Origin of the sequence: Paenibacillus sp. FSL R10-2778, from assembly GCF_038593035.1 — a bacterium.
GTDB classification, from domain to species: domain Bacteria; phylum Bacillota; class Bacilli; order Paenibacillales; family Paenibacillaceae; genus Paenibacillus_AQ; species Paenibacillus_AQ odorifer.
In genome coordinates, this window is record NZ_CP151956.1 from 6,462,977 (window position 1) to 6,488,518 (window position 25,542).

15 protein-coding genes are annotated in these 25,542 nt (G+C 42.5%); all 15 read right to left on the reverse strand.

All coding sequences use genetic code 11. From position 1 onward, the window contains the following. Positions 1–44 precede the first annotated feature (44 nt). The 15 genes from NST40_RS29015 to NST40_RS29085 all read right to left on the reverse strand — a co-directional run bounded on the left by NST40_RS29015 (position 45) and on the right by NST40_RS29085 (position 25,438). Positions 45–488: a glycosyltransferase family A protein gene (locus NST40_RS29015; protein ID WP_076123908.1), complete on the reverse strand. Its 444-nt coding sequence runs from the start codon at positions 486–488 to the stop codon at positions 45–47. Positions 489–623: 135 nt separating this feature from the next. After that, on the reverse strand, positions 624–1,346 hold the full coding sequence (locus NST40_RS29020) for a response regulator transcription factor (RefSeq protein ID WP_036681509.1): 723 nt from the start codon (positions 1,344–1,346) through the stop codon (positions 624–626). Between the two features lie 4 nt (positions 1,347–1,350). After that, the gene (locus NST40_RS29025; protein WP_036681511.1) at positions 1,351–2,511 is read right to left on the reverse strand and encodes a sensor histidine kinase; all 1,161 of its coding nucleotides are present in this window, start codon (positions 2,509–2,511) and stop codon (positions 1,351–1,353) included. Between the two features lie 57 nt (positions 2,512–2,568). Next, positions 2,569–5,301 carry a stalk domain-containing protein gene (locus tag NST40_RS29030; protein WP_081387502.1) on the reverse strand — a complete coding sequence of 911 codons (2,733 nt, stop codon included), beginning with the start codon at positions 5,299–5,301 and terminating at the stop codon, positions 2,569–2,571. A 215-nt stretch (positions 5,302–5,516) separates the two neighbouring features. Continuing rightward, positions 5,517–9,551: an Ig-like domain-containing protein gene (locus NST40_RS29035; RefSeq protein WP_076276913.1), complete on the reverse strand. Its 4,035-nt coding sequence runs from the start codon at positions 9,549–9,551 to the stop codon at positions 5,517–5,519. A gap of 202 nt (positions 9,552–9,753) precedes the next feature. Beyond that, positions 9,754–10,956, reverse strand: a complete 1,203-nt coding sequence (gene metK, locus NST40_RS29040; protein WP_076276914.1) for a methionine adenosyltransferase — start codon at positions 10,954–10,956, stop codon at positions 9,754–9,756. A gap of 340 nt (positions 10,957–11,296) precedes the next feature. Continuing rightward, positions 11,297–11,566 (reverse strand): alpha/beta-type small acid-soluble spore protein, encoded by a 270-nt coding sequence (locus tag NST40_RS29045; protein ID WP_036681516.1) that lies wholly within the window; start codon positions 11,564–11,566, stop codon positions 11,297–11,299. Positions 11,567–11,719: 153 nt separating this feature from the next. Next, positions 11,720–12,259, reverse strand: a complete 540-nt coding sequence (locus tag NST40_RS29050) for a hypothetical protein (RefSeq protein ID WP_076220031.1) — start codon at positions 12,257–12,259, stop codon at positions 11,720–11,722. Between the two features lie 88 nt (positions 12,260–12,347). Continuing rightward, entirely contained in the window at positions 12,348–15,095 is a 2,748-nt protein-coding gene (locus NST40_RS29055) for an S-layer homology domain-containing protein (protein ID WP_076220030.1), read from the reverse strand. 501 nt (positions 15,096–15,596) lie between these two features. Then, on the reverse strand, positions 15,597–15,938 hold the full coding sequence (locus tag NST40_RS29060) for a hypothetical protein (protein WP_036681520.1): 342 nt from the start codon (positions 15,936–15,938) through the stop codon (positions 15,597–15,599). A gap of 219 nt (positions 15,939–16,157) precedes the next feature. Continuing rightward, complete coding sequence (locus tag NST40_RS29065) at positions 16,158–20,126, reverse strand: S-layer homology domain-containing protein (protein WP_076276915.1); 3,969 nt, start codon at positions 20,124–20,126, stop codon at positions 16,158–16,160. A gap of 160 nt (positions 20,127–20,286) precedes the next feature. Next, on the reverse strand, positions 20,287–21,414 hold the full coding sequence (locus NST40_RS29070) for an MraY family glycosyltransferase (RefSeq protein WP_036681523.1): 1,128 nt from the start codon (positions 21,412–21,414) through the stop codon (positions 20,287–20,289). 116 nt (positions 21,415–21,530) lie between these two features. Continuing rightward, positions 21,531–22,286 carry a WecB/TagA/CpsF family glycosyltransferase gene (locus tag NST40_RS29075; protein ID WP_076276916.1) on the reverse strand — a complete coding sequence of 252 codons (756 nt, stop codon included), beginning with the start codon at positions 22,284–22,286 and terminating at the stop codon, positions 21,531–21,533. Positions 22,287–22,292: 6 nt separating this feature from the next. Next, complete coding sequence (gene csaB / locus NST40_RS29080) at positions 22,293–23,426, reverse strand: polysaccharide pyruvyl transferase CsaB (RefSeq protein ID WP_076276917.1); 1,134 nt, start codon at positions 23,424–23,426, stop codon at positions 22,293–22,295. Then, entirely contained in the window at positions 23,402–25,438 is a 2,037-nt protein-coding gene (locus NST40_RS29085) for a DUF5693 family protein (protein ID WP_076219972.1), read from the reverse strand. Before NST40_RS29085 ends, csaB begins: the two co-directional genes overlap by 25 nt. Between the last annotated feature and the right edge of the window lie 104 nt (positions 25,439–25,542).

Here is a 25,542-nt window from a genome sequence, read left to right on the forward strand (position 1 = left end):
CCAGTTCTTGGAGAGTGTGCTTCACCCGTTACTTACATATTTACTTAAGATCTGTTGCGCTTTGATTCGCATCCCCTACTTCCTGCCATCCCCATAAAAGGCAGCGATACAGACTGCCCTGACAGCCGCAAGTCTACTACAATTCCTTCATGCTGCAATTCTTCACTCATCTGAAGAGAGTACATAGATGTTGCAAGATCGATAGAGCAGCCGCTAGCGGCCATTTTGGAAACAATCCCAAGTGTTCCATCGCTCGAACCATCATCCATGAACGTTACTCGCAATCGTTTTCCGGTTAGAAGAGCTTGAAATGTCAGTGCCCGAATGTACCATTCCACAACAGATTCATGATTGCGGGTAATAAAAATATAATGAATCCATTTTCCGGACTGCGGTGTTTTACGCACCTTCTGCCGGTTATGCAACATATGAATCATCACTGCAGCGGATACATAAACAACCGCAATCCATATCAACTGGGCTACCATGGAGATGCACCTCCTCTGTATACCAACACTATATGCCGGCATTAAAAGGTCGGTGACTGCCTAGAACACCCATCAGGGAAGCAAGCTGTGTCTACTTAATTTCTTTCCTATATGTAACGTATTACTGTGAAGCTTCTACAAGGTTACCCAGCCATATTTAATCGAATTAATAACGGCTTGAGTCCGATCATCCACTTCCATTTTTTGCAATATACTGCTAACATGGTTTTTAACTGTTTTTTCACTAATGAATAAATATTCACCAATCATTTTGTTGCTCTTACCTTCAGCCATTAGACGCAGCACTTCTGCTTCACGACGGGTTAGAGGATTGTTGTCGCCAGCAATAAATTTAACACCAGCTTCCTTCACCACTGTATCTGTAGTTACACCAGTCTCGTTAAGGTAAGTCATACGCCGCAATTGATTGATAAGCTTTCCAGTAACCTTTGGATGGATAAAGGCATGTCCTTCACAGACCGAACGAATGGCATTAATAAGGGATTCGGCCTCCATATCCTTCAATAAATAACCATTGGCGCCCTTACGAAGGGTCTCAAATACATAACTCTCATCATCATGAATGGATAAAATAATTACCTTAACCTCCGGGAACATTTCCCGAAGTTTTTGAGTGGCTTCTACGCCGTTCTCAACAGGCATATTGATGTCCATCAATACGATGTCCGGTTTAGTCCCGTTACAAAACTCTAATACCTGAATACCGTCGCCGCACTCCCCTATGACCTCGATATCCTCCTCCATATTCAAAATGCGTTTCAGCCCTTCACGAAAAAGCTGATGATCATCCGCCAAAAGAACCTTAATGGGCGTTTTACTAGAGTTTAAGTTCTCCATCACACTACTCCTTCCCCTTCTCCACATTCGTCGGAATATGGATCACGATTGTTGTCCCCTGATTCTCGGCTGATACAATTTCCATTCTTCCTTCAAGCAGTTCTACACGTTCCCGCATACCTACTAGCCCGAAGCTTTCCCGATTACCTTGCTGATTTTTTAACTTTTGTACATTAAAGCCTAATCCGTTATCTTTAATCACAATCTTAATTAACTGCGCTTGGTATGTAATCTCCACCAATACGAAGCTTGGGTAGGCATGTTTTGCTGCATTAGACAATGCTTCCTGAACCAGACGATATACCGCCGCCTCCATCGCTGAGGATAGTCGGTGTTCCTGTCCCCGGGTTTCCAGAGTCGTCCGCAGTTTCGTCTTCTCTTCAAAATCATGCACATATTTCCGCAAAGTCGGAATCAAGCCCAAATCATCGAGAGCCATCGGTCGTAAATTAAAAATAACCTTACGCATTTCTTCCAGGCTGTTACGAACCTGCCCTTTTAAATCTACTACTTCGTCCTGCACCAGCCCAAATTCCTGCTTTACCAGCATTCTTTCTACAATTTCCGTCCTAAGGACTAGATTTGCCAGCATTTGAGCGGGACCATCATGAATTTCCCGGGCAATTCTCTTCCGTTCTTCTTCTTGAGCCAGGATAATTTTGAGTCCGATCATCTGTCTGTTCTTCGCAGATTCGACAATTCTCGTCACTTGGCCTAGTTCTCCCGACAAATATTCGAGCACTACGCTCATTTGCGAACCAATTGACTCTGCACGCTCTACAGAATTTTCGACACTGCGCACTCGCATTTGTAATTCATCACGTCTGCTTCGAAGATAGACCTCTCGCTCACGCGTCATCATGAGTTCGAGCTGAAGCTCCGTAGCCTTCTCATAAGCAATACGGATATCCTTCTCTGAGTAGCGGACAAAGTCCCGGCTGACCTCTGTCAGCCGGATTCTGGAGCGGTGATACTGTAGCTCCAGCTTGTCTACCTTTTTCAACGTTTCATCCGTTTCGTCCATGACCCGCTGCAGTTCCTTGTTGAGTGCAGCAAGTTCATCACGTGCAACCTGCAATATTTCAAAAATCTGATACTTGCTGCTCTCCATCACGTCGATGGTATTTTTAATAACGCGATCAATCGCATCGGCTTGAAATTCCACGGATGCTTGCCCCTTTTCTATCGGATCGTATTAAGGTTTTCCTTATATATTAACATATCACGATTCGATAGTTACGGTCTTCGTTTTCTGTTCCCATTTTACAGTTAATCCTAACTGTTCAGAAACCAGTCTCAGAGGTACTAAAGTCCTACCCTGTAAAATAATAGGTGCTACTTCAGCACTTTGTCGCTTACCATTTAACAGGTATTCCTTTTTATTTACCGTCAGATCCAGTGCCTTGGCTCCGCGCAACACCATGATCTTCTTATTCACCTGATCCCAGGTAGCATTCCCTCCAAAAGCATCCAGCACATAACGGATCGGCACATAAGTACTGCCGTCTTTCACAATTGGAGCTACATCAATAGCCTTCTTATTTCCATTTACAGTCATTGCTTTGGAGCCGATGCTCATCGAAGCTGTACCCTTTGGTAACCCTGCATCACTGGAAAGTGAAGGCATTGTGAAGGTGATATTATCAAAAGCAACGGTACCTGTCTTCGCCCGTTCATCTTGGCCTTCCTCTACGTTGACTACATAAAGTCTCTTCAGCGTAGCCGGGAATTTAATCCCTGATCCTGACAAGTCGATGTTTATGTTCTTCCAACCGTTCCAATCGATAATCTTCGCAAGATCTACATAGGCTGTAGCTCCACTATTGTCTACAAACTCAGCACGCAGCCAATTTAAGCTCATATCGCCCATCACATCAACTGACATCGAAGTTGCAAGCGCTGGAACGGCTTTTCCACTTGTGCCGTTAAGTTGAGCATAAGCGTACATTTTACCGCTGCCAGCCGTCATATCATAACTGAGTGACAGCACCTTGGAGCCTACTCTTTCAGCCGATCCGTCTACGATTGTTGCAGTCCCCTGTACCGCTGGCACATTGGTAGTAAAGTTGACTGGATAACTTACCTTCTCGAAATCTTCCCATGTTGTAGCTGCTGCTGTCGATAATACAACCGCTGTGCTAAATCCATCATAACGAGCAATAGCGTAACCTGTAGTAACCCCTGCATCCACAGAGTTTACAGTAAGCTTGCCATTTTGCACGACTCCCTTAAAGCCTACAAACTCCCACTTCAGCGCTGAATCTGGAACGCTTATGGTTGCTCCACTCTTCGTAGAGGCCTTTACAGGGACAGATACAGTTGTCCCAGCTGTCAGTGGCGCTGTAGCAGTGCCTACACTCATGCTGGATAGATCATCTCCACCCAAGACTGTAAGGGTTGTAGAAGCACTTGCTACGCCGCTTTTAGCCGTTAAGGTAACGGTGCCTGGCTTCACTGCCGTTACTTCTCCTGCACTTACAGTTGCGCTTCCTCCGCTTGATGTCCAAGTAGGATTGCCTGCTGCTACATCTATAGGGTTATAGTAAGTGTCATAACCTTTTAATGAATAAGTAGCCTTTTGTCCAACTAATAGCGAAGTGCTTCCGCTAATTTTAATTCCTTTTACTTCACCTTGTGGTGCGTTAGTATAAACACCAAGCGCGTTAACAATGCTGCGCTGCTCTGTGCCATACTCTGTATTAAAGGTTAGTGTGGCTGAGCTTTCACCAAGAGGCCGGTCTACCATCGTTGTAGAGCCGCCTCCGTCTAAGTTAAGCCCTTTCCAGACTCCAATATTGGTCATAAAAGATTGCAGCTCGGTCAATGACATTCCTGAGCTGTTGCCATTTTTTTCAGTAGCTATGATATATACATAACGTCCATCCTGAGAATATCCTAAAGCCGTACGTGCACGATAACCGCCAATACTGCTAGTCGAGCGAGAGAACGTTGCTGCTTTTCCGTTATTTACAAGAATCGTATGTCCACCAATCATTGTTTGCAGATTAGCAGGATCTAGCGATTGCTGTGTAGTCTTGGATTTCAGGGAGTACACACTTGTTACCGGTTGTCCTACAGTCAGATGGGCAGTAACATACCGTGCGGCTAAGCCATGGGCCCGCAAAATATAAGCTCCCTTTGGAACCGCTGTAGGAAGCGCAGCATTTTCAGATATTTGAGTAACTACGCCGTTTTCAACGAGCACCTCTGTCGGTGTGGTTGAGCTGTTTTTGGGACGATCGAGTGCGGTCCATACATCCGTATAGATATACATTGCATTAGCATGGCTATAAGTAGAGCTTCCACCTTCAGGACTATAAGCACCTTTATTGATACCGGATATCTCAAACTGTGCGCCGTCAGGTGCGGTTACCATTCCTTCAAAACTGAACTCATCAATAAGAGGCTTGCGATCCTTAGTCACTGCAAAGGCATACATGCCATCCAATTGCGAAGGGGTGGAAACCAAGACTCCACTGGATACTTGTCCACCAATCGGAGCGCCTTCCCCGCCTGTATTAAAATAATCTCCGTTTACTGCAGCCACGGCTCCAGTTTCCTTAGCCATCCCGCCAGTACTTTGACGTGTTGTCAGGTTTCCACCTTTACCTGTCATAACATCTAAAGATACATATGGATTGTTGAGGTCAACGCGAATAACATCCGCCAAGCCAGAAGCGCTCGCTCCTGAACGCGTAGCCGTATATTTGTATTTCATCATAATGGCGCCCGAAGTAATTACTTCTTCTCCCAGCTTGCTTACTTTAAAATTAGATGTGGCTGCGGCAGCAATTGGTGTGGAACTATGACCAAACATAGCTAAGCCTTCACTGCCAATTACCGGCATAATCCACAACACACCTGCTAATGAAGCGGCAACCCATTTTTTAGTAGATGATAATTTCATTCCCCGAACAATTTCTCTACTCTTCTTCTCCATGAAAACTTCATTCATTTCGACGTAACTCTCCCATCTCTTTTTTACTCTTCAAGTCCGTTATCAAAAGTTTGGAAACTGGTTCCTATTTTTCTAGTACTCTTTTAATAGACTGAAAATAAGCGAAAAAGTTGCGAAATTGAGAGATTTCAAGCTTTATAGAGTCACGTTACACAAACTATTAACATAAAAAAAAGCCCAGCAGAATGCCAGGCTTTACCAATCTATTAATTCTACAAATAATCTGTTTGCTTCAGCATCCGATGCAGCATCACAGCAGCTTGTGCACGAGTGGCATTACCCTGAGGTTGGAACTCACTTGTGGTCATTCCCAAAATAATCCCCGATTGCACAGCTTTAGCTACGAATTCTGCACTTTGATTCTGAATTTTGGACTTATCCTTAAAGCGAGCCAGTGTTGAGGCAGAAGTGCCGCTTAAAGTAATAGGATGTTTGGTGTATTCCATTGCCCGAATCATCATGATTGCCATTTGCTCACGAGTGATATTATCATTAGGCCGGAAGGAGCCATCCGTGTTCCCTGTAATAATACCAGCCTTAGCTGCTGCACCAATATAGTCTCCCGTTTGTGTGGAAGGTTGCACATCCCGGAAGCGCTGTGCGGTCTCACGATCGCCCAGCAAACCAAGTCCCCGGCTAAGCATTACTGCAAACTCTGCACGGGTAATCTTTTTTTCTGGACTAAATGTAGTCCCGTAGCTGCTATCAATGATAGTTTTTGCACTAAGCTCAGCTACAATCGAATTACTCCAATGCCTACTCATATCTGAGAAGGCCCGGGTTGATAAAAAGGTTCCTAACACCTGATTACCCTCTGTACGAGCACGAATAATTGTATAGCTACCAACCGTACTTACTTTTGTTGGCAGATAGGCTGCATCGTAATAGGAAAGATCCAGTCTAGCGGCAGATGTCTGCGCACTATTTAATGAAGAAGTTGTACGCACCGTGTATTCTCCAGGTACAGATAATGCCTTAGCATTAGAATAATTACTGCTAACTATCGCAGTCACCCGGACATCCATAAGACTTGTAACGCTCTGCATCCCCATAGTTTTTAGCTTTTGTTCAAATGGGGAGAACGTACCTGCCGGAACCTTTTCTAATCGGAACACCAACGAGATATTTTTACTGTCTGCAATCAAGCTACTCGCTAATCCGTTCATATCGATATCGTCTAATCCAACGCTATATAAGTGATCGCCATAACGAATCATAAATTTAGTGGCTTTACTACGGTTAACAGCATCAAGCATAGGCTTTAAAGGAACAGTCACATAGGCCGATTGTTCTGTAGCAGGCACCTCAAAAGCTAATGTATCACTACTCGCCTTATACAGATATTCATAACTGGCCGCCAGGCGATCTGCGTTTAAGGTATATCTTTTTACAGATTGATTGTATAACGAACGGTCATCCACGATTTGTGAAGAGTCACTCTTCAGCAACGCGTATTCTTTTCCAAACTCACTTGTTGCAAGCGTCCCTAGATAGGATGGACGATTTCCCGTTCCGGTGCTCACGCCGGTTAGGTTCTTAACAGAGAGAGAAGAGAATGAGGACAGTATATTACCGTTCAAATCCTTGATCGTACCTGAACCTGACATATAGGACAAATCGATAGTTTGCCCAGTCTTTACTAGTGAAGAGGTTGTTATTTTTAAAATATCCCCTGACAAAGAGTAATTTTGTACGCCCATACTGCTTCCATCTGCTCTAACTCCGAACTGATTAGCATAGAGGGAACCGGATGCCTGCATGTTTTTACTGAATGTAACCGTAAGCTCGTCGCCATTGATGGTAGCAGAACTAATTTCAGGAATGCTAGTACCGCTATTTTCCGAGATGGACACAGGCTGCAGGTTAATATAAGCTGCACGGTTTCCATTTAAATCGCTTATTCCGGTAGTTCCCGGAACATAGGAGACAGTAACATTCTGATTCACCGTCAAAGCACTCTGGAGCGTCAGCGTAACCTGTGAGCCACTGACCGATACATTCGTAACATAGTTAGGAGTGCTGCCAACAAGTACAGAGAACTGACTGTTCATCGGGAGGTTAGTTGTTGACAAGCCTTCATTGTAATTCAGAAGGATTTTATTTCCACCTCCGGTTGCACTTTGGAACACGGGTGGAATTGTATCGTTGCTGTTGCGAATATAGAAATCTGTGAAATCCGCAATATTTTGTCCAAAAGAATTCTGCAAAGGATAAGAGCCTGCATAATAGGAGACACGAACGGCCTGGCCGTTATATGCGTCGCTGTTTAACCCTAAATATACTGTGTTCCCGCTGGAGCTTATGGAGTTAACCCCTAGGGATCCCCCATCTGAAGTCACTAGAAACTGACTATGTGCGTAAGTGGAAACAGCCTTTAAGGTGTCATTGAAATTCAATGCTACGGTTCTACCTGTGATCCGCCCATCCTTTGGTGTAGGCATGGAGGACTCGATAGTGTTAGTGACCTGCTTTGAGCTAAAAGTGCTGGCTGCATTTCCACTTGGATCTTGAATAGTCCGCAGACCACCTGTATAGCTAACCTTCACGATTTGTCCAACCGCTACCCCTGTACTGAGCACCACATAGGCGCTGTCTCCCTGGATATAAACACTTTCAATTGTACGACTCTCATCATTCACCGTAGCACTAAAACTGGAGCTCAACAATGCAATGGAAGAGTTAAGCGTCTCATTGTATTTTAAACGAATGGTCCGATTGTTCTCGAGCGATGCAGATGTGAGCTGTGGAGCTGTCTTGTCCTGAGACAAGGTCCGGAAGCTCCATGAATTTTTGCCATTTAGTCCATCATAGATAACATTAGCATCAATAGCGTCTACAAAAGCCCCTTTAGCGATATCAATATAATAGGTTGAGTCGCTATCTAAAGCTGTTTTAGGCGTAATTACATATTCGTTTACTGCAGTTGTACTCCGGTTAACAGTAACTGGAACCTGTGCTCCACCATTTTTATAAAGCGCTACACCATTTGCCACAGCACTGTTATAATTCACATCACGATTGAATGTGATAGATAATGATCGGTTGTTAGCTATGGATTCGCTCCGGTCAGCTGGATTTAGCGCGCTTACGTTAAGTCCTGTCAAAGAAGCCGTTGTAAATGTCCAGGTATACACACCCGAAGCTGGAAATACATTCCCATCTTGATCGTAAAAAGCTCCCTGCGGAATCGTCACCGTATATTGCGTACTGTTTAGCAGGGGTGACGCTGTTGATGCCGGAATCAAGGTAATAGTCCTGCTGCTTCCTCCTGTAACGGCTGGGGAGTTTACATTAAGCCATCTCGTTCTAGCATCGTTAGCGGCCCCTGGAGATACTGTAATTACTCCGCCTGCAGGCATCATAGGACGATCAAAAGTAAGTTGCAGTCCTCCAGTGGTAGATACCCCACCTGCTCCATTTGCTGGTGCGGGAGTCACTGGAATCTCAGCCACACCCTTAGTAGAAAAGCTCCATACATTACCGCTAGAAATGCCAGAATAAGTTCGATTATCAACATCCTTAAAAGCGTAGGAATCAATAAGAATATAATAATTAGCTCCGGTAGCCAATGCTTTATCCAATGTTAATTTAACTGTAGTAGAGTTAGCATCAGTCTGAACGTTTACTCTAGATTCGTCATCCTTTATTTTGAACTCCTGCACGGTTGCGTTATCTGCAGACGACAAAATTCGGATGGAACCTCCACCTTTTTTCAGGTTTTTATTTAAGGTTAGACTTAGCTCTTTAAGGGCTCCAGCATCCACTCTTGTATTATTAGCAGGTGTAAAGTTGCCTGCCGTAATCGCTGCATTACTCTCAGGTGCGGTGGTAAATGCCCATGAAGTATCTCCTGACTCATTACCATCATTATCCTTGAACAACCCCTTAGGGATTGTCACTGTATAGGTCTTGTTTGAAGTAAACTGTTGATTTAGCTTAAGCTCGTAATCTTTTGAACTACCAATTAGACCGTAACTACCAATAGGAATCGTTAAAAAAGGTGAACTATCACCCTGACCCGTGATGGTAATTTCACCAGACTGTGGGTTTACTTGACGATCAAAGCTCAGTCTAAGAGATGATCCGATATTTACATAACTTGCTCCAGGCGCTGGTGAGACTGTTATACCAAACTCTGATGCAGCATACACTGCTGAATTCCCTACTCCAATAGCAGGATATCCCGAACCAAGTACTAACTCTCCCGCTAGAATAAGTGCCGTCCATATTGAAATTTTTCTTTTCATTCCGTGATAGACTCCTCTCAAGCCATACTAACGTCTTTATGTATATTCTTATATTTCGGCTAAAAGGCTGGCAAAGTTTAGTAGTCTACTTCCCTATGGCTAGATTCGCTAGCCTTGCTCGTGTTCGCACGCAAAAATAGCCCGCAGAGCTGACAGTAGGTGCCAACTTGCGGGCTAACATATTATAAGACCGTATGATGAATTACAATCCAGCTTGATCTCTTAGCAATTCTGCCTTATCTACGCGTTCCCATGGAAGATCAACATCAGTACGTCCGAAATGACCGTAAGCTGCAGTTTGTCTATAAATCGGTTTACGCAAATCAAGCATAGAAATGATGCCCGCAGGGCGAAGATCAAAGTTGTCGCTGATCAGTTGAACCATTTTCTCTTCACTGATTTTACCTGTTCCGTATGTATCCACATTAATCGAGACAGGAGTAGCTACACCAATTGCATAGGCGAGTTGGATCTCACATTTGTCGGCTAAACCAGCAGCTACAAGATTCTTAGCTACATAACGAGCCGCGTAAGCTGCTGAACGGTCCACTTTAGTTGGATCCTTACCCGAGAATGCTCCGCCACCATGACGGGCATATCCGCCGTATGTATCGACGATAATCTTCCGACCAGTCAGACCTGCATCCCCCTGAGGACCTCCAATAACAAAACGTCCGGTTGGGTTAATAAAGTATTTGGTTTCTGCATCAAGCAGTTCCGCAGGAACAACAGGCAGAATAACATGTTCTTTAATATCCGCCTGAATTTGTTCAAGAGAAATTTCCTCAGCATGTTGTGTAGATACTACGATAGCGTCTACGCGTACAGGTTTTTCATCTTGATACTCAATTGTAACTTGTGTTTTGCCGTCTGGACGAAGATAGTCCAAGGTTCCGTTCTTACGAACTTCAGATAAACGACGTGCAATACGATGTGATAAAGCAATCGGTAGCGGCATCAGTTCAGGTGTCTCGTTCGTAGCAAAACCAAACATGAGCCCTTGATCGCCCGCACCAATATTAGCTGTTTCTTCAGCCACTTGAGCAGGATCACGGTGCTCAAGAGCAGAGTTAACGCCTTGAGCAATATCAGCGGATTGCTCGTTAAGAGAACTCAACACAGCACAAGTATTATAGTCGAATCCATATTTTGCACGTGTGTAACCAATCTCTTTAATGGTATTGCGTACGATGGCAGGAATATCAACATACTCTGATTTGGTACTGATTTCCCCGATCACCAATACAAGACCTGTTGCTACTGCTACTTCGCAGGCTACACGTGCATTTGGATCATTAACTAAAAATGCATCCAATACCGCATCGGAAATCTGGTCACAGATTTTATCCGGATGCCCTTCCGTAACGGACTCAGAAGTAAACAAATGACGCCCTTTAATAGACAAGTATAACAACCTCCCATATGGTTAGTCTGACACTGTATAAGGGATTCCTTAATGATCACAGGCCAAATAATAAAACTACATAATATAAATAAATTCAGGTTTGCCTGATTTCTTTTTATGAAGGATTTTCGCAAAATTTGATGTCTATATTCACTAAACTCTTCAAAAAATGAACCTTTTCCATATGGAAAAGGTTTAAGGCTTTCCTCAAAAGTCATATTATCTTATTTAGGGGGTGGTGTCAATTAAACACAAGCCCCCCCGTGACAGTATGAATATTGATTTTACGCTATAAAAAGCAATATCAGTTAAGGAAATAAGGGCATTCTACCCCCTGATATTATTGAAAAAGAGACTGTTCAGCTTGCTTAATGAGTCTCTTCGTAATTTCTCCTCCAACAGACCCATTATCCCTTGAACTCAGATGTCCAAGGTACTGACTACGGCCAGAACCACTGCCTCCGACTGCGCCTAACTCAGAAGCAAATTCCGTGTCTGCCCCGCCTCCATAATGAGCCCCATATAAACCAAATTCAGCTGCAATTTCATATTGCATTTGTTTCAGCATTGTCCGACTTTCAGGTACGACTGTACGATTATTACGTGCCATGTTACAGCACCTCCTGTGAATTTGTAAGATTACAGGAATATTGTGCGTCCATCACTTAATCTTCAATCGCGCCAATGATTTGTAACTTTGGAAAACAGTTTAAAGGTATGATTAAGTCCGTTTACGGGCATTATGAATATATATCATTACAGATTATTTCAAGGTATATCCACCACGAACCATCACAACAAGACCTAGCTTTTGACCCTCTTGAACAGCTATTCCACGACCATCACGAGGGAAGGACAATAAGTGGTTAGATGGTGCAGCTAGTCCATTTGTAAGATCTTTACCATCTGTTAAATCGGCCACTCCATTCGCATCCTGTGATACGATGACTGCTTTACCCGCGCGAACTATAAATTCAGCACCTGCCGAAGCAATTAAAGTTTGGCCAGGCTTCACATCGACAATTACAGATTCATCACTGCTATTTTGGCCAGGTGTAGCTACGGGTGCTGTGGTTGCACTAGGCGCAGGTGTAGCAGTCGCGATCGGAGTCGTTACTGTGCCACCCGAAAGTGCTTTCTGAATTTGCTGATCTACGTAGCTTTTCGTAACTACAGGATCATCCGATGTACCGGGTTGAGAACCAACACCTGCACCTTCAGCGGTAATGTTTAACAAAGAACCAGCCCATACACCACCAGCTAGTAATACAGCAGCGGTTGTTACTTTCCATACCGATTTCAAAGAAGTTCCTCCTCATTATTGGGGATAAAAACCTATAAAAAAAAGAATAGCCTCCGAAGAGGCTATTCTGTGCTTCAGTAATCGGAGATTACTTAGCGTACTGTACTGTACCAGTTGTGATGTCGTTGGAAGCTTCATCAGTAATCTTACTGGAATCAAGTACTTTAACTTCAATAGTATTGATGTTATTAGCATTCAAGTTAGGGTATTGAGTAAATGAAGCATAGTATTTACCAGCGTCACTTCCTGCACCTTTAGTAATTGTAATGCCAGATGTTACAGGGCTAGAGTTGATAATGAAACTGAAGTCAGATCCATCAACTTTAACGTTCTTAACATTTTCAGAGAAGCTCAATACCAAGATTGAGTTATCGCCTGAAGATACAGCAGCACCAGTAAATGTAGGAGCTACTCTGTCAGTCAGAACAAGATCCTTATCTTTAGCATAGCTACCGTTACCAGCAGCATCAGTAATACCAACTGCTACAAAGTTATAGGTATCATTTTTGCTAATTGCAGATTTAGGAATTGTAATTTCAACTGTTGCAGTAAGCGGCTTAGTAAGATCAGAACCAGTGGAATTAGTAATTACTGTGGTTGAACCAGCTGGAAGTGCTTTACCAGCCAAAGTATAGCTGTTCAAGTCACGCAATGATGATACATTCAAGCCTTTATCGTCAGATGCATTCACAACCACTTTAATATCAGCACCGTTTTTAACGCTGTCTGTATAGGTGATTTCACCAACTGTTGGTCTAGTAGTATCAGTTGAGGAAGCTGCTGCTGCAGTCACTGTAACAGAACTTGCTGCAAGAGTGTTTCCAGCAAGAGAAATATCTTTAACCAATTTTGCTGGCAGACGCAAAGTGTACGGACCACTTAGAGCAACATTTGGATAAGTTACAGTAGCACCGTCAATTTTAGCACCGCTAAAGTTAGCACCATCTTCAAATTTAACCAACTTACCAGTAGTATCGTTGACCAAAGTTGGAGTTTCAGTAGTACCGAAAGTACTATCGATATTTTCGGAGAATGTTACTACCAATCCTTTACCACTTGTGAACACAGCACTTACAACTGTAGGAGCTGTAGCGTCCTTAGTAAGAGTTACTGGTTGAGTAACAACAGCACCCAAAGTGTTACCTAGAGTATCTTTAATTGTTGCGCCAAACGAAAGTGTACCAGTGAAAGTACCGGATTCTGGAAGTTTAAATCCAGCTGGAACTTGCAGTCTGATAGTATCACTATTTTGTTTAGTTTCTACGCTCAATGTACCTTTGCTTTCGCCATAAGCATCAAGCAATTTCACATTAGCAATAAAGGACTCATAATTCACTTTTTTATTGAATTTAACATCAAGGTACTTATCACTTACTGGTGTGATGCTTGCAATTGTTGGAGCTGCAGTATCAGAAGTTACAGTTACAGTAGTTTTAATCGGGTTAGGATTAGCTACATTACCTGCAAAGTCAGTTAGATTCAACAAGGAAACATCATAAGTTTTTCCACTGTCAAGAGTTCCAGTAGTCAAAGTAATAGTGTCATAAGTATCGTTAGATACTGTTGCAGTGGAAGCTACACCGTTAACATAAGCAATGATTCCAGCTCTCTTAACAGGTTCGCTTACTTGAATAGTAACCGTATTAGTTGTTGTTTTAGCTACAGCTGTTGCACTCACTACAGTAGGAGCAACAGTATCAGCAACAGTTATAAGGTTAGTATAAGTAGCGAAAGATGTTCCGCTTGCTGTTTTAACAGCGTCTGTAACAACCACAGTATATTGGCCCTTCAAATAATCTGTGTTAGGGAAAGTAATTGTTGCTTCGTTAGTAGTTGTGTTCAAGGAAACGTAAGATCCGTCAACAGCAACTGCTGGTGCACCGTTCACTGGAACTACTTGCACAACGCCTGATTTGATTTTGTCACTGGAAATCAGTGAAGAAGCATCAATGGCACGGTTGAATTTCAGTACCAATTGTTTAGCATTTGGAGCTGTTGCAGCAAGTACTTTTGGAGCTGCCAAAGTTACTTTAGTTGTGTAATCACGATCATTGTGTTTGAAGGTAATTGGAGTTTCAACACCTTCTACTAGTGCAGTAGTCAAAGTTACAGTAGTAGTAGTTTTGTCAGAGAAAGTCACAACTACGCTAGTTGGGCTTACTGCTTCAGCAGAAGCTACAGTCAATTGTGGTACTGTAAGCTTTTGGTCAACAGCATAAGCTGTTTCAACTACCAAAGAACGGCTAGCGTTAGCTTTGAAGTTAGTGTCTTTAGCAACCAAACCTGCGTCGATTACTGCTTGAGCGTAACCTTTAGCCCATGCGGATGCAGAGTTGTCAGTTGTAGTTGGTTGTTCCAGTTTCAAAGCACGGAACAATACAGCCGATACTTCTTCAACAGTCACTTTACCGTTGTAATCAAAGATACCTTTAACAGTATCTTTACCTTGCATCAAGTTAGCTGCAGTAACAGCTTCGATGTAAGGAACTGCCCAGTTAGAAGCATTGTAACCTTTGTCTTTGTAAGACAATTTGTTAGTTACTTCTGTAAGATCAAACAATTTAGTAACGATCTTCGCGAATTCAGCGCGAGTAAGATCTTTTTCAAGGTGAGCTTGACCATCTGGGTATCCGTTAAGAATACCTTTCGCTGCCAAAGCATCAAATTTTTGTTGCGGAGTTGTTGCTGCGTCACCAAACGCTACAGAGGCAAACATCGAGAATGCCATTGCTGTAGATAATGCTACGGATAAAATTTTCTTCATAACCTTTTTTTCTCCTCCTTGGACGTTCATAAACTGAGATTTTTCTTTAGTTGAGTAGCTCATATCACTCATTAGCCGATGCACCCCCTTTCCAGAGTTGAGCAAATTAAGTATAAATAATGTCTGTGACGGGTATCACAGAAACTGGTAAACGATTTTAGGACATGACAATACTAGATTCCTAATTATACCTAAGTATTATACAATGTGCCTCAAGTCACGTAAAGCTAATTTTTCCATTTGTTCAAATTGGCTTTACCAGCGGTTAATTTCAGCCCCTGTGTAAATGACTCTACACCTTAAACGCAGAAGATTTGAAAAAGTTGCGGTTTCTCAAAAAAAAATCTTCTTTTTATATTTTCCGGTGAGATCCCATTAGAAGATACATATGTATGTTCTACTAACTATTGCTAATCATGGGCGCCTACGGAAAATAGTATATCATAGTCGCTTTCTAAACGTCATTATGCAATATTTACTAAGAATCATTAACACTAGTGCTAATAATTTAAACATTCCTACAAATAAAACAAAAAAGCGCCGGTATCGGCGCTTGCTTCTATTACGTTGTTTCTAACGAATCTTCATAGATAACTGGATCAATTCCTGACGTTTCTCAGGACTCGAGTTCACATTGTCATACATTGCATCAATAGCTGCGCGGTTCTCGCGATAGCTCTTTTCATGCTTGATTGTAGTATGAGACCATTCGATCAGAGCGTTCTCAGTAACAACAAGCTCGTTGTACGAATCATGGAATCCTGTTGCTTGCACAAGCTCTTCCATGACCTCCTGAGTAATTTCCTGTAATGCGCGCTTAGCTGCAATTTCCTTTTCCAACACTTTTGCTCTATTCTCAAACATATTCTTGGCTTTCATGTAATCCAGCTGTGCTTTTGATAAAATCGGTTTCATCGATGGCTTTCACCTTTCAGAAAATAATATTTTCTACATTATTGTATCGTAAATCGGTGCAGATTACAAAATTTATGTCGCTGGTAAGTTTACGCTTTTTCCTCCACCGCCTTATACACAAATGGAAATGCGGGTTGTAGCTGCTCCACTAAAGTAGTAAGAAGAACGACCAATCCGCAAAAGTTCTCGCGAGATTGGCCGTTTTTTAATTCTAATCAATTAGTTAAATGTTTTTGGGAAAATACTTGTGCTCTTTTTAAGTAGCTCTACAGCAATCTTACCAGCCTCTGCACGAGTAAGCTTGCCCTTTGGATTGAAATTATATATAGGCTTCTTCTGCCCTGTAATCGTCACTGCACTGCCTTCCATGATCTTTGCCTTGGAAACTGCCTCAATGGCTGGTCGAGAGTAGAAATCCATATTACCGGTGTCTACAAAAGATTTGGATAGACTAGTTAACAGCTTGTTGTCATTTGTAGCCATCTTTAGCTTAAGTGCCCGAGCGATCATCACAGCCGCCTGTTCGCGTGTAACAGGTTGGTCAGGACCAAAGAACCCATCGCTTAATCCAGTAATAATACCTGCTCTTGCTGCAGTCTCAATATGCTTGAAGTCCCAAGTGGTAGAAACTGCCTCCGGAACAATATCGAAGAAAGTCTGCTGATTGTTATTATAGTTTAACGGAAGACTCAAGCCCTTCACTAACAATGTAGCAAACTCGCCCCGAGTAGTTGTATTATCCGCGCCAAATTGGTCAAAACGCAAATTTTTCATAATGCCTTTAGAATAAAGGCCATTCAGAACATTTCTTGCCCATGGATGATTAGTAATATCCGTATATCCACGACGAAGCTTCATTACAGTATAATACCCAAATTGATCAAATGGGACTGTAATCGTGTGCTTCTTTGTATCTACTTCTCCGCCAATATTCTCCCATTGACCGGAATCTGTATAACGGAAAACTGTAATCGTTGTGCCAACCTCATCAACAATATTTGGATTAAAGGTTAGTGTAAGTTCACCCCGCTGAGAAGGTACAATTTTGCGTTCAGCTTCAATTTGCGTGAAATTACCTTCTATAGAATATGGAGCGATCCCATTAGTTGCTGGTTTATAAAGAGCCGTACCTTTCGCACCCTTCTCTCCAAGTCCACCGCTGAGCCAATAAATATCAGACACACGTGAGAAGTTATTAGTTTCTACTGTTGAGTTAAACCGCAATACTAGATCTGAGGGAATCAACAGTGTACTCAAGCCCCCTGGTGTCCGGGCATCAGAATCAACGTTGATAGTATTCCCATAATCATTTTTACGTTCAACAACACCATCTACAGGATCAGCTATTCCGAACAATAGCTTTGTATCTGGATAATACTTAGCTGCCCCTGAGGTAGTGTAACCTTTCATAAGTGTTCCTTTAGGGAAGCTTAGCTCAAGTCCTTTATTAAACGCACTATACTTCGTTGCAACTTTCTCGGCCATATATTGCGTATCTACTTGAACCGCACTTGCATAATACACACTTACCGTATCACTGAGAGTAGAATCTGCTCGTACAATTTGAATTTTAATTGTTGTTGCTTTATCTGCTTTTAACCCCACATAGTCCAATGTGAAGCGATTTGGCAAATCTGTACGCTTTTCAGCCTCATATTTATCAATGATGACTTTAGTCGCACCTTCTGCTTCAATATCAAAGCGAACAAAGTTTTTGTTAACTACAATCTGTTCACCTACTGTTGCCACTGGAGACAGTATGCGATATGGAGATACTTCCCGAACAACTTCTAGACGTTGATTCGTACGTGCACCTGTATCATTAATTAATTCGAGATTATAAACAATGCTTCCAGCGGTTTCAGCTGGGATATCACGAATACGAAGCATAAATTCTGTGCTGTTACCCGAGAAATCATAATAATATTTTTGTTTATTATAAGTGAATTCATTCAACTTTCTATGTCCGGCAGCATCTGCTGTTAAAACTTCACTACCAAAAGAGAGAAAGAGATCTGATCCTTGGTACAAGTTAAGCTTAGTTGCAGCTCCACCCCTTAGTACCAAATCATATTTGGTTTGACTTGTAACGAACTTTTCATCTTTATAAATAAACTCTGAAGTTAACCCTAAAATGTCATTAAGCTCTTTTTCATTGTAGTCCTTCACTAAATCATGGGTAAAATCAACTCGCCCCTTTGATATAGCCGGATGGAATTGCGACAAATTCGAGACATTCGTATCGATAATATAAATTCGTAGTTCTTTTCGAATTTCTCTTTTATTATTTGCCTTATCCATCGAGGTTCCAACAAATACAATCTTGTTCTCGCCATAAACTAGTGGACCGGAAGAGGATATAGGTAAATCAAATGAAAACTTTGGATTAGCGAGCGTTACATCAAATTTGTATCCATCTTTATGTGCATCTGTAATTATTTTTTCATTCGAAATCCCATTAATGAAGAATTGAGGATTACCGATACTTTCAAATCCAATATATTCACCAGCAATAGTCATACTATTAGAGCCAGTAGCTGAATTAAAGGTATAAGTCTGCCCGTCATTCAAATTAGCTACATAAATATAGTTCTTCGAAACATAGGCAATATCGGCATTATAAAAAGACTGAGACCCCGAAAATTGAAATTTAACCTTTTGCTGTCCATTCGAGAAGCCTTCAACTTTATAAACCTTTTCATTATCCTTTAAGTTTGTAACATTAGTTTGTTCTGTTAACACTAATGAAGCACCTAAAGGCAGGTAAGAGGCCTGCAATTTCGCTGCAGCTTTTGCAGCAACATTTGTTTTCACCAGAATGTAGAAATCCGGTTTTTCGACCTGAGAACCATTTAACGCTAGTTTAGAAACGGAAGAAATGTCTACACTTCCCGATGTAGGTTCTGTATATCCAGAAAGATAGAACATATCTGTAATCACGGTCTCATCTTTCAGATATTTATAACTTTCCTTGGTTGAGGTTTCGTAAGATCCATATTTAATAGATAACACTACATTGCCAGAACCTGTAGCAAGGGTAAACGGTGATGTAGTCTCAAAAGAAACCAGTCGGTATTGAGGCGTCACACCGTCTGGGCCCGGAATAACTATTTCCTTCTGCTCTCCAGCATTCCCCGCCACTGATACATAAACACCATCTGCCGAAATCGTATATGACTTTAACACTTTAACCGGAACAACCTGATCATTAATTTTGACTGTATGATCATCTTCAAAAGATTTATCACTTGCACTATAAGGTAGGAGAACTTGTCCTATGATATTTGCAGTAGTATCTGAAGCAGTTAGTGTAGGAACATTATCAAGAATACTGTGGGCTCTATAATTCGTTCCATCCCCATGATAAATCTGCAAATCAGTAAAAGGTCTATTTGTATCAAAGTAATAAATTGAGCGTTTAATAGTAATCGAGTCCGCTGCATTCTGCACAACGATCTCCAAGGTATTTTCTCCTGATTTCAACGTTAATGCTGGTGTGAAAAACGTACCATCCTCAAGCAATGAGGTTTGCAGCGATGATCCTCCATTCAGAGAAACGCCAACTCGAGTGGCATTGGTCACATTACCTTGAAGCGTGATCTGTTGATTAGGAACAACAACCTTAGTTCCCTCATTCAGATTAATCGCAGAAGGTCCACCTCCGAGCACTTGCAGAGACGATATATAAGGAACCTTGTCATAGAGGACATAAAACGACTCTGAGCGTTCTAAAGTACCCTGCATCCCTGAGAAAGTAATTTTATTATAACCAGTAAACAATGTGAGACCGCTAGCAATAAAACGGTTAGTAGGATTCGTAGTATCAGTTGTAACCGCACCTGTTGTTGAGTGAGTAGCATCAGTAACCCACTTGCTACCATCCTGAGTCAATTGCTGCACAGTGACCTTCATTGTAGAAGTTGTTACTTGAGCATACGTACCAGTAATTGAGAAATTTGGGTTGCTTGTCTTGTAGACAGTTTGTCTAGAAATATTATATTTGGCATTCGAATCATTATCCGGCACAATCTCCTGTTTCAGCTCAATTGTATTCCGCAGCGTGAGATCATCCGGACTGAAGTATGTTGTGGTAGCCGCTGCCGCTATGGGCGTGTATTTACCTGGGAACATAGAAACGATCAAAGCCGCCAGCATCAGCCAAACGAACGGTCTCTTAAAGCGTTGCATGTGTTATATCTCTCCTTTGAGTATAAATTCTCGTAAACCTTCACTTTGTTCTTTATCGGTCATAGGAAGCGATATTTTTAGGGAAAACAACAAAAAACTCATCCGAAAAGGGATGAGTTTTGTTAGTTATAGAAAATATTAGAATAATACCATTAATAAATTAAGATTTGGAACCTCTTTCCGGATTAGCCTTCATACGAATTCTTAAAAAGAAATCAATCAGCGGACGTTTAGTCTTACCGATCAAACCTGTAACTTCCGCACCGATCTGCAAGAAGAAGAGCATGATGCAGATGACTACGAAGGTAACCCAGTTCGCCTCGTAAAGAGCGGCAGAGGATTGAATAACAGCTAAAACTCCAAAAAATGCAGCAATACCATAAATAATGAGCACAGTCTGACGATGACTAAAGCCTAGCTCGCGAAGGCAATGATGCAAGTGACCTTTGTCTGGTGCAAAGATTGGTTTCTTCTGCAGCTTACGGCGCACGATCGCAAAGAACGTGTCCGACAACGGTACACCAATAATAAGCAAAGGTGTAATAAACGAAACCACGGCAATCTGTTTAAACCCTAGCAAAGCAAGTAAAGCTAAGCAGAAGCCTAAGAACAGCGATCCCGTATCCCCCATAAAAATCTTGGCGGGATGGAAGTTGAAGAACAAGAATCCGATTATGCTACCCAGAAGCAACAGGCATAACATGGCAACCATCGTGTTACCCATCAAGAAAGCCATTACCGCAATCGTAGCAATCGCAATCCCTGATACACCAGCAGCAAGCCCGTCCAACCCGTCAATCAGGTTAACAGCATTGGTGACACCAACAATCCAGAAAATCGTAAGCGGGATAGCAATCCAGCTTTCCAATGAAGAATACGTATTGTTAAATGGAATATTCACAAAATCTACAGTAATACCAAAACCGAAAACTACAATACATGCTGCAACAATTTGGCCCAGCAGCTTCAACTTTGCTGATAATTCAAATCGGTCATCCAACCCTCCGATAAGTACAATCAGTCCGCCGCCACACAGCAGCGCTTTGATGAAGTTGGCCTCCCGCGGAGTGAACTCATATGGAATAATCGGCAATACGGCAAGCAGGCCTAACACAAACGCCAGAAAAATAGCTAATCCGCCAAGGCGGGGCATAATTTTCGTGTGCACTTTACGAGCATTCGGCACATCTGTCGCACCAATCTTAATGGCGAATTTCTTCACCAAAGGTGTGAGGCCAAGTGCGAGTCCCATGCATACGATAAATCCAGCGATGTATATGATTAACATTTGATCAGTCGACCCCCATTTCTCTACCGCATTGAATTATACGCTGTTACAAAAACAAATTCCAATCCCTTTTTTAGGCTATTCATCTGATTTTCTAGGTGAATATCGGCATTTGACTAGACTTTTGTTACTTTATCTTTCTCACGCGCCACTTTTAATGCGAATTTCGGCAACGCAAGCATTCTTTTGTACCGCGTAGGCTCTTTTAATAAACGGTACAACCATTCAATTCTCATTTTTTGGAAAACTTTTGGTGCTCTCTTGCTCTTGCCAGAAATTACATCAAAGCTGCCGCCGACCCCCATCATGATCGGAACACCTAACTTGGATTTGTGTTTTGCAATCCATGGTTCCTGACTATCCGCGCCTCTGGCCACAAATAATAAGTCAGGATTGGTTTTAACAATTCCAGCAATAATTTCATCGTCCGATTCCGGACCAAAATAACCGTCATGATATCCTGCAATAATAACACGCGGATATTGCAATTGTAACCTTTCAGCGGTTTCCTGAATCACCTCAGGTGTAGAACCAAGGAGATATACCTTCCAACCATATCTTTCACCCTGTTGCATCAATTCATGTAACAGGTCAAAACCAGCTACCCGTTCGGTTACAGGCTCCTTACAATAATTAGCAGCCCATACCACACCGGTTCCATCTGGGACAACCAATTCAGCTGACTTCATTATCTCCATATAAGCTGGATCTTCCAAAGCAGCCATAACCATGATCGGATTAGCTGTAATCACTTGATGCGGGATACGGGTATGAACCGCCTCTGTCAAATAAGCAACAGTTGCTGCCATATCAACCTTGGAGACTCTAATCCCAAAAATAGGAACTGTAGGTACCGCGCTTTCTGCTTTCACTTTAGATCATCCTTTATGGTGGAAATATTCTACGATTTGCCGTGCTGGAGCCCCTGCTTCTTGAATCAACGAGGAAAGGATCGTCTCCCGCTCATTTTTCCATCCCTCTGCTGTTTCCAAAAGATGGCCTATCTCAGCAGCAACTTGTCCAGCATCTAATGATTGGGTCGTGCCCACAGGCTGACACCGAACTCTGTCTAGAAAATGATCAATTTTCGGATCATAAGAGATACCAATCAGCGGAACTCGCCGCCCTGCGGCATAAATCAGGCTATGAAGACGCATTCCGATCAGCACTTCACATTGCCCTACTTCCCGCAGCATGTGTTGCGGATGACTGGCATCTTCACAAATACTGACCTGCCCCCCATGCTGGCTTATATTTTCTTCCAGCTTCTCCATCACATAACGTGAGGCTTCAATATCAGATGGAAGATGAAACGGAAGGAATCTTAAATGCAATGGTTTTTCAAGATTCGCCTTAATCAAGCCTTGAGCAAGAGCGTTCAGCTCCTTGTGATCTTGTTCCCAATAACGTACCGAAATACCTACTACCGGAAGTGAATCTGAAGACTCTGGTAATTCAGCAGCATCAGTATCTTCAGGTAAAGATAAGCCCATCACCGGGTCAGGAACAACCTCTATGTTCTTCCGTTCTAATCCCATAGAAAGTAAAAGCTCGCGGGATTGTTCATCCCGCACAGAGATATAGGTACATTTGCGAAACACTGATTTGATTAATGGGTGGAAAAGCTTACGATTCACAGGACCGATTCCTTGAGCATAAATAAAGGTCGGTTTACCCATCCACTGCGCAAGCTTGATAATACCTAAATAGTAAGGAATACTCTTGCTTCCTGTTACATCTTGCAGCAAGCTGCCTCCACCGCTGATCAGACCAGAACTCTCATAAATAGCTTGACGGACTTCAACCAGCTTCATCCGGTGCACAGATTTCACTCCATATGTGGCGCTAGTCCACTCAGGATCGATGGACAAGACAATGGGTTCTATCTCTATTCCTGCAGCTTGAGCATGTTGTTGCAGTGCAATCAATATAGATTGCAGTACCGCCTCATCCCCGCTGTTATGGAAACCGTAATAACCGGAAATAACTATCTTTTTAGGAGTGGCGACCATCGTTTCCAACACCCTTCTGCAATTTGCCATACGATTACGGCAATCACACCAATGATCAGTCCTAATCCAAGACCGAGCAAGCCACGAATGAGCGAGATCAGAACTGGCGAGTGAATATGAGCAAAGGTATCTACCATCGAGAGCTGACCGATTACAGCAATAATCATGATAAACGCTGCATTCCGATATCTAAAGGCCAAGAATGCGCCAAGAATTAATAACGGATGCGCTAGCAAAAACTCTTTATTACGCGGTCGAACGCCAACCGTATTTTCCAAGAATGTACGTAAAACCATTTCCAACGGACTCACACTGCCACCGTTACCTGTACGGGTCATGTAATAATAGCCAACAACCGCCAAAACAAAGGCAATAATAATCATCGCAAATGTGATTGGTGTCCGCAGCAGCTTACCTGTCTTGTTAAAAACAAAATCCCCGCGATACAAAAGCACGTAAAGTGCCACAAGACCGATAGGCGCCATATGAAGCAGACTGACACCACGGAACTGGTTGAGAACCAGGCTATAAGTAACATTATTAAGCAGTGCTATCATAAACGGCACAGCGCTCAAAGAGATCAGTGAAGTCTTAAAATAAAGCACTAAGCTATGTGTAAACCGGCGTTGCGGGCTCATAGCCTTATAGGTAAGGGGATTGCTCCGTAGAGGTGGCCCCATTTCATTAACCTTACGAATGGCAAGCACAACGGCAAGCGTTGGTGCACTTATCGCAGCGGCAAGCGCGAGCGCTTGTTCAAACATTTCAGGCTTCACTAGCATCAGGCCTGCACTTCCAATCAGACCTAACACCCAGGCAGCAAGCGTGAGCTGTGGAATGAAGTAAGAGACCAGCAGAGCCACTAAAGACACTGCCCCAACCACCGCAACTAGCTTAAAGTAACGTTGATAAGAGGAATCTACAACCTCAAATGCCGTAGCTTGTCCCAGTTTAAATCCATTGTCTTTAATCTGCTCAACTGCTCCGCCTGGTTCGCTTAGGCTGGTAATAAGGTTATCTAATGTATCTGTAACCTGTGCCTTAGCAGTATTTCTTGCAGGAATCGTGTTTAAGTAGATCATGCGGATATTCCGATCCTTTGTTGCCAGAGCGAAACGGTCCGAAATTACTTTTGGATCTAAGGCAGAATCTCCCTCACTAAGGGAATATAAACGTGTCACATTATAATCCAGCAAATAAGCGAGCCTGTTAAAGCCCTTTTGCTGTTTTTTAATATTCTCAATTGCTGCAATCCCCATTCCACGTTCCTTAAGGAGATTAGCAAAGTCAGTGATACTGCCAGTATCGGCATCATCATTAAACCCTTTAACAGACTCACCTTCAAATAGAATCCGTTTAACACCCAATTCCTCATAACGATCCAACAGCTTCTTTACCGTGGCTTCATTATAAGTCAGAGAATCCACAAGACGAGGTACAATACTGAATCCCTTGTTATGCAGCATGTCCAGTGTAAATGGATCGGGCTGCAGCGGCTTCAATGTAGCGTCTTCTAGCGGGGTCTCGATGATAAGACCCTGCTGTCCGCGGAAACTCCAGTCTCTTGAATTAATCCCAAGATTACTAAATGCTTCTTTAATTACAGGCGCTAAAGTATCGCTGTAATCAGCACTGGTAAAAAGAATATAGGTATAGTTTTCATTTTCAGGAATGATCGTGTCCGTAAGATTAGCTATATCAGCCGCACCCCATATCATTAGACGACGCGCCTTACGGTAATCTTCCAATGTGCTTTCGTAAATCGCCATGCTCTGTACACCAGCGTCTTTAAGGCGATCTAACTGTTCGGAAATATAATCTTGTGGATTTGCACGATAGCTGGCTACATCAACCAGATCACGATAATCAAATACAAATTCTACTGTCTTGGAAGACTTCTCCGTCTGCAGTCGATCATAGACCACAGGCAAGGCTGCTATAACGCCAACCACAACTATGATCCACAGCCACTTTCGGGAAGTAATATTCCAACGTTGCCATTTTTGCCGCACCAAAAGTACCTCCTCTTTCGCTTTAAAAACTCTTTTAACAAAAGTAGAAACGGATCGTCATCCTTTTAGAGACGGTACCCGTTTCTACGTAAAATATAATTCAC